The sequence below is a fragment of the Myroides sp. LoEW2-1 genome (assembly GCF_009767705.1).
Lineage (GTDB): Bacteria > Bacteroidota > Bacteroidia > Flavobacteriales > Flavobacteriaceae > Flavobacterium > Flavobacterium album_A.
The window spans coordinates 1-7,288 of the sequence record NZ_WSPP01000265.1 but is presented as its reverse complement, the minus strand read 5'-3'; the positions used below and the strand labels follow the sequence as shown (position 1 = coordinate 7,288).

Genomic DNA, 7,288 nt, shown 5'->3' with positions numbered 1-7,288 from the left:
TAAGATAAGTAAATTAGACAATAGATAAAAAGGACAGTAAAACTTCCTTCAGCCATAGAGAAGATACAAATCATCAAAACATCGCACAATGACTTAATAATAAGTGTATTGAGGATTTTTTCCACTATTTATAAAAAGCACCCGTTTCTCTTAACAAAATATAACTATGCTAAAATTATAACACAATTACTAATAATTCAACAATACATATTCAAGATATCCGTATACCATTTAATACCAAATCCACTTAAAAACAAGGCGTTGATGCCTAAAAGCACTTAAAAAGTATAAATTAAAGAATTATAATCAATGGTGTAAATAAATCGAGATAGTTACAAAAAACAAAATGGATATCCCTATATTTGAAATAAAAAGAAAAACCATGGCAATCGAAATACGAATAAAACAAAAAGGACTGTTCAAAAAAGCTATTAATTTAGCAGTCATAGAATCTTTATTTGACAACCCTGTACTCCTTGGATGTAGAGACCTTAACTCTGCTTATGTCTTGGAGGAGTTACGCGATAGCCAGATTGAAGAAATCAATATAGTGGCAGTCAATCCAAAGCAGATCGGAAGGGGATTCATCCTCTCTAAGGATGCAAAGGACTTGAAAGTTTCACTGAATGTACCAGCTACCGAGCAAGACATAACAGATTTCTTTCACTGCATAGAATCAGCTTGCAAATTGTTTAAAGTGCATACCTTTATCTTAGACGACGAAAAAGAGATCGAGTTGGCAGGACTGAATGAACTCAAACAGGATATACAGGCATGGAACAACAATTACCTGTTAGAGCAAGTGGCTCAGCTTCAACAAAAGCAAATGACCTTTGTTGTATTTGGTGGATACAATCCTATCTATATTTCTTCAGCAACTTTAGATCACTGGGTTAAATTGCCAGTAGAAGAATTAACCGATACTTTTAAACAATTCCTACATCAAAAGCAAAGCGAAGACCTTTACTATATGAAACCGATGTTTTATCAAAACCAACAAGGAGAAATCCTGGGAGCCTATAGCCTAACGTTAGGGGTAAGTAGTATTGTTCCAAAACAGGCCTTTGTCCCTGTCATTACTTCAGGACTACCCGATGGGATAAAACCTACTCATTGGCAACTGGCCTTGGTGATGCTATCCGAAAAGCAAGAACCTACAATAAAATATATAGACTACGATTCCTTTGTCAAAGTGATTAATCAAATGAACTTAGAACACTACGACGAGAATCACTATATCTTAAGAGAACCTAATCAATTGCTTTTTGATCAGTTACTAAAATAGGTTCATTATAAAGATCAATCACATAATCTTTGAAATAACAAGAACATTAATTTTATCTAGTAAAAAAGTATTTTAAAAAGAACTTGCTTTTCTACTCCAAACAAATAAACGCTAGTTTATCTAAAAGCAAAAACTAGCGTTTTTTGTACTGGGTTAAAACCTATAATACAAACTAGTAAAAGCGCTTAAATAATTAATATCTACTACCTGCATTGTTTTCAACTTTGTGGAATCAGCCCAAAGCTTAGATACTTGAACTTTAATTCCTATTTGTTGATTACCTTTAAGGCGATAGTTATAATCGACAAATAAAGCTAACATATTTTTATCCAATGAATCATACAGAAAAACTGGATAATAAATTTCATTATACAAGCTTGAAAATCTATTGTCATTTTGCGCTAAGGCCTTAGTTGTGTTTTCTAATTGATAGATAACTCCCCAAGTTAAATGATTTTTATTTCCCTTGTAATCTGATTTTATCTCAGCACTAAAAGTATCTTTATCTAATTGCGATCTAAAATTACTTGCTTTATACTTCTCATTCAGTGATTGGTTTTGGTAGCCCAACAAAAATGAATAACTACCACTGTTATTCGATCGATAAGTTATTTCTGTTTGTATCCTTAATCTATTTTGCTTTAGACTATAAGCTTGTAAAGAACCAATCTTTACATAATCATATACCCCACTATAATTCTGATTAACACGCGTATAACTATACCTATTCTCAGTACCTTTTAAAGTCTTATTTTGATAAAACAGATTTATTTTACTTAGCCAATTCGATGAAATATAGTACTTTAAAACTGTTGAAAGTGAAATAATTGAAGTTTTTAATTGATGTAAATTAATGGGAATTTGCTCCTCTGTTTTCATATTTCTACTTTTGGCTAACAACAATAAATCTATATTAAACTTTCTGTCTTTCCATAGAGAGCTAGAAAGGTTTACATCGAATTGATCTTGAGTATAAATGCGCTTTCTTGAAAATACATAATCCTTATGTTCGTGATCAATCATACCAAAACCACGTAAAACAAAAAACTGTTGTTTTATGTTTCCTTTCCAAACATCAAGCTCTTGAGTTTGCCTGTGTAGTTGATAAGTTGTACTTAATCCAAAATCAAAACTCTTATTTAAATGATAAACACTACCTAGTTCAACTGAGAACCAAGAAGAAATATTTCGAGCTCGCGGATCTGTTTGTTTAAAGGAATAATCCCCTGTGTAAGTTAAGTTAGTACCTAAAACAAAATTTTTTATTCTTTTACTATAACGTGCACTTAAATCATAATTCTGATACTTATAATCTCCTTGTTTTAAATTAATCATTTGATAAGGGCCGTAAATTGATGAGACTCTAGAAGTAAATCCGTAGATATCCTGCTGTACCCCTTTTCTAACCACAACCTGCGAAAAGAAATTAGAAGTACTATCCACAGGTGTAAACCAACGAGCTGTAATACCATACTCACTTGATTTTTTACCTTTGTCTATTCTATATGATTTATCTTGATTTTGATTGTGATAAAACAATTCTAAATAGGTCTGTGCCCCCACATGACTATAATTATTTAAATAAGCAGAATTAAATACAAACTTTGGCAAATCACCTGGGTTAGTATTTAATATAAACTCATTATCATCTAAAGCAAAATATTGACTTGTTAGCTTATTTGTTTGACCTATTGCTAAACAAGTGAACAAGAAAATAAAACAAACAATTATTCTTATTGCAAATTGTTTCATAACACATCTAATTTTAAAGTTACTTCAACTCCAAAATATGCTGAAGACCATTTGCGCTGGTTTACATTGTAATTATTCTTATACTTAGAGTTTAGATTTAAAATATTATTGACAAAAAAAGATATACTTCCAAAATTTTTAATCTCTTTACTTCCCTTAAAGTTGACCATAAAATCAGGTCTGGTTGTATCTTTAGAAAAATTAGTTTTTTCATTGCGCAAATCCAATGAAATTAAGTCAGGGTTATCAATTTTAACCTTATCATAATCAATTTTATGAATAGTATTAGTCTTATCCAAATAAGCTGAAGGGACAAAAGATTCATTACTTGATAATTGAGAAGATGTATACCATAATGCTTGAATAAAGGTTGTAAAAACAAGTTTCAAACGCGGTATTCTTGTATTAAACCAAACATTAGTATTCAAGCGGCTAAGAGTTATCTCAGGAGCATTATCATATATACCTACATAAGGATATAACTCATTATTAGTGATTGTTTTAGGATAATACATCTTAGGTTGATTTGAGCCATATTTAGTTTTATAATAAGCCCCGTTAATTTCAATACTTGTAGATAAAAATTTAATCTCTGGCAATACAATCCTATACTCAAGCCCCTTTTTATGTAACTCACTACTATTTAATGCCCTTGGAAGCATAATAAAATTATGCTGGGTATCCATATCAAAATCCCCTATAGATGGCTTACCTACAATAGGCTTATTAGCAGTGGTTAGCTTATTGTAATTAACAGGACTATACTGATAGTGATATTCAAAGCCTCTATCATATTTTTCATAAAAGCTGGTTAATGAGAACTCAAAATCCTTATATGAAAAATCCATACCAAATTCAAACTTCTTGGCTCTACTGGCTCTTAAATTCGGATTTTCTACATCGTGTATAAAAGTATGAGTAAGTAATAATCGATTCTCTGGTAAATTATCATACCAGTTTAAAACTTCTATATCTCGATAAATTCGATCAGGATACAAATAATCTAAAGTCGGAAGTTTGTTTTGCTGACCATATCCAATTCTAAAATTTGTATAGATATCTTGCTGTGAATTATAATTGGTTGTAAAATTCATTTGCAATCTTGGTTCAACCAAAACCTTGTTGTTTAAAAAATAAGATGAAGGTAAATTAAACATTTGCACACCTCTTAACCCGGTTGTTAAATCAATTTTTGAATCTAATTTATCTATGTTAATACCTATGTTGCTTTCAATATAATAAGCAGAGTGAATTAAAGAAGGAATTGAAGAATTTTTACGTGGGCGAATAAATGAATTATCAGAAGGAAAAGGTGGAAGATTGGGATCAATTACTGCGCCTTTTCCGTGATTCTTTACACTATTGTATTCTATCCCGTAAATAATATTTTGAGTGATCTTATCTGACAAATTCCAAAACTTACCCGCATTGAATTGTAAAAACACATTCAGTGGAGCATTGTCCATTTGATAACTCGTCTTATATTTAGAAGGTAAAAAAAAAGCCTCATGTACTCCTGGCTGCGTCGCATTAGACATATTTATACCACCATCAGAATAAACAAGTAAGGAACGATCTAACACATCTTTTGTGTAATCAAAATGTGCAATAAGTTCAATATCGTCAATCCATTTTTTATCAAGCAAAGTAGATGCCTTCCATGTAAAGTCTAATTTGTGATATTTCACTTTGTAGAGTTCCTCATTATACTCGGTAGACTGGTCACTTTTATGATTATCTAAAGTTTGAGTATAATTCAATTTAGTATTAAGCTCAATATAATTCCCTAAAAAATCAAGACCTAAATTATGATTGATTTGAGAGGTAACCCTAGTGAATTTTGTCAAGGTTTCACGAACATCTGGTTTTGAGCTTAAAACATCCATACCTAAGTGTAATACACCATAGTTGGACCCCAAATCAATTCCTTTTCCAAGATAAGCCAACTGAACATTTGGATCTACCTTGGCGCGTATTTGCAGAGGGCTAACTCCTTGTTTTGCCTTAAGATTAATTTGTCCACTTGATAAATTCCCAACCTTAGCTGAGGAAATTCCCCTAACAACACTAATACTCTCAATATGGTCAGTTGATATCATACGCATATCTAGTCCAGAGTTAAACACAAGGTTTCTTTCCTTAGCAAAAGAAGTTCTAGAACCTTGAGTTAATCCATAAAGTTGATTTCTACTACCATCATTGTGCATTGAAACACCATTGGAAATAATAGATACACCTAAAGCATTATTTTGATCACCACCTGAACTACGAAAATTAACACCACTGAACTGATTTAAAGAAGATTGCTGATGTAAACTCCCTGGAAGAAGAATTAATGCATCAACAAGTGAGGTAGGCTGAATATAAGACAAGGCTGTTTGATTAATAACAGCCTTGTCTTTTGCTTTACTATTATATTTAGCCATAATAATAAATTCTTCCAATTCGATACTCTCCCTATTTAAATAAACCTTCGTCTTAGAAAAAGATGATACATCTAAGGTCTGCTCTAATGGTAAAAAACCTAAAGCTTTAACGGTGTATTTATAACTGCCCTTGGGTAGCTTTAAGTATACTAGACCTTGAGCATTGGTTGTAAGCTCAAAATTAAGATCGAAAAATTCAAGAGTTGCATAAGAAATAGGTTCTCCTTGAAAATCTAAAACTTCAATAACAACGCTATACGTAGTGTTTTTAGAGTTATTAAATGCAAAACAAAAGCAGCTAATTAAAAATAATATAACAATAAAATATTTTTTTCTCATCGGTAATGATTCTACCATAGTCATACTAGTGGTCAGACTTTTGAAATTATACAATATATCCAATGTTAAGCCAATTAATAAAGCTTAGAAATTCTTAGTGAATTACTAGTAAACACTTTGTAAAATTCACTAAGAATTAATTGTGACTTTAATACTATAATATCTTTAGAGCTCGCCCACTTTTAAAGATATCATACAGAAGTTCAGCTCTATTTTGCGGGGAAGTTTCTTTGACCTACTCTAATTTCAAAATCCTCACTTGAGTTATTTGTATCCATATAAACTTTTCTAGATGACTGGTTTTGTTTTATACGTCTAACATAAACCTCTCTTGTACCGGTATCTGAAACAGTAACATATCCTCTATCTATTTCATTTAATAGTGATTTATACTTTACTTGATTCACCTGTCCTGTTTCAACACCATCAACAATAATATCAACAGGAATTTTAAATACAGGTTTACTTCCATACATACTTTCAACAACAATAGAGTTTTCACTCAAAAAAGACTTAAGATCACCTTGTTGTCTAAACAAGAAAGCTGGTGAATAACCAACTCCATAGCCTAACATATCTGCATGAGTAGTCCCGTTTACAATCATATTAGGAACTTTTGGATTGTCAGTATCATTAGATGGCATAACAATTTCAAAATCAGCTCCACTTAAATCAGCTGCAGCTTTATTTTTTCCTTTCTCACTAAAATCTCTAGCTGAACGAGCCAAAACCACCTCTTGACCAGGAGCTATAGGATAGTCTGTTCCTGTACCTGGGAAAGTATATACAATAGCAGCTAAAACAGATTTTTCATCCATAGCTTGCTGGGTAGTTGCGTTATATGGAAACTTATTCCAATGTTCAGTAATCCCATAAGAAAGGCCATCTAAGTACTTAACCTTATCGCTATTATTATAGATAACAACGTACTGATCAGCTAATTCTACATACTCGCCATACTCGTCCTCTGCTCCCTCTCCCGAGGTAAAGAGTTCACTGATTATCAAACCTTGGTAAGTTGGTTTAACAAGCTCAATGTCAATGACAATAGATTCACTTTTATTAATTGACACATTACCTAGAAAACCAAATCCAATTTCTGGGCTCTCGAGATTAAAATCATAATTACCTACTTGTAATTCAATAGTAGCTAATCCCTTCTGATCAAGATTACCTTTGATAGACTCAGAAGTATTCTGATTGTAAACACTATAGGTAAAAGAGGAATAATCAGTTAATGTGCCACTTTTATCTTGACCTTTTACAACAATTGAGAATTTCTTTAATTCCTCCACTGAATTTGAATCATCACTTGAACAAGCTGTCAAGAAAAGCAATGTACAAATCAATAGAAAACTAGTGTTAATAATGTTTTTCATTTTATTTATTTAGATTAAATATAATTAGACGCAAACTTATTAATTATTTTTAACTGTTCTAAATAATTAAATGAAATAAATTAACCTACTTAAATTCAAACAAATAC

General features: G+C 31.4%; 4 protein-coding genes. 1 reads left to right on the top strand and 3 read right to left on the bottom strand.

Annotated features, from left to right (window positions below; translation table 11 throughout):
- The first annotated feature begins 382 nt into the window (after positions 1-382).
- Positions 383-1,285 carry a DUF4299 family protein gene (locus GOQ24_RS13695; RefSeq protein WP_160339944.1) on the top strand — a complete coding sequence of 301 codons (903 nt, stop codon included), beginning with the start codon at positions 383-385 and terminating at the stop codon, positions 1,283-1,285.
- Positions 1,286-1,438: 153 nt separating this feature from the next.
- Here GOQ24_RS13695 and GOQ24_RS13690 read toward each other — a convergent pair whose 3' ends face one another.
- The 3 genes from GOQ24_RS13690 to GOQ24_RS13680 form a co-directional block, all read right to left on the bottom strand.
- Positions 1,439-3,037: a DUF6850 family outer membrane beta-barrel protein gene (locus tag GOQ24_RS13690; protein WP_155092739.1), complete on the bottom strand. Its 1,599-nt coding sequence runs from the start codon at positions 3,035-3,037 to the stop codon at positions 1,439-1,441.
- Positions 3,034-5,802, bottom strand: coding sequence for a TonB-dependent receptor (locus GOQ24_RS13685; RefSeq protein ID WP_160339943.1), 2,769 nt, complete (start codon positions 5,800-5,802; stop codon positions 3,034-3,036). Before GOQ24_RS13685 ends, GOQ24_RS13690 begins: the two co-directional genes overlap by 4 nt.
- Positions 5,803-6,011: 209 nt before the next feature.
- Positions 6,012-7,181, bottom strand: coding sequence for a DUF4876 domain-containing protein (locus GOQ24_RS13680; protein ID WP_155092741.1), 1,170 nt, complete (start codon positions 7,179-7,181; stop codon positions 6,012-6,014).
- Positions 7,182-7,288 lie beyond the last annotated feature (107 nt).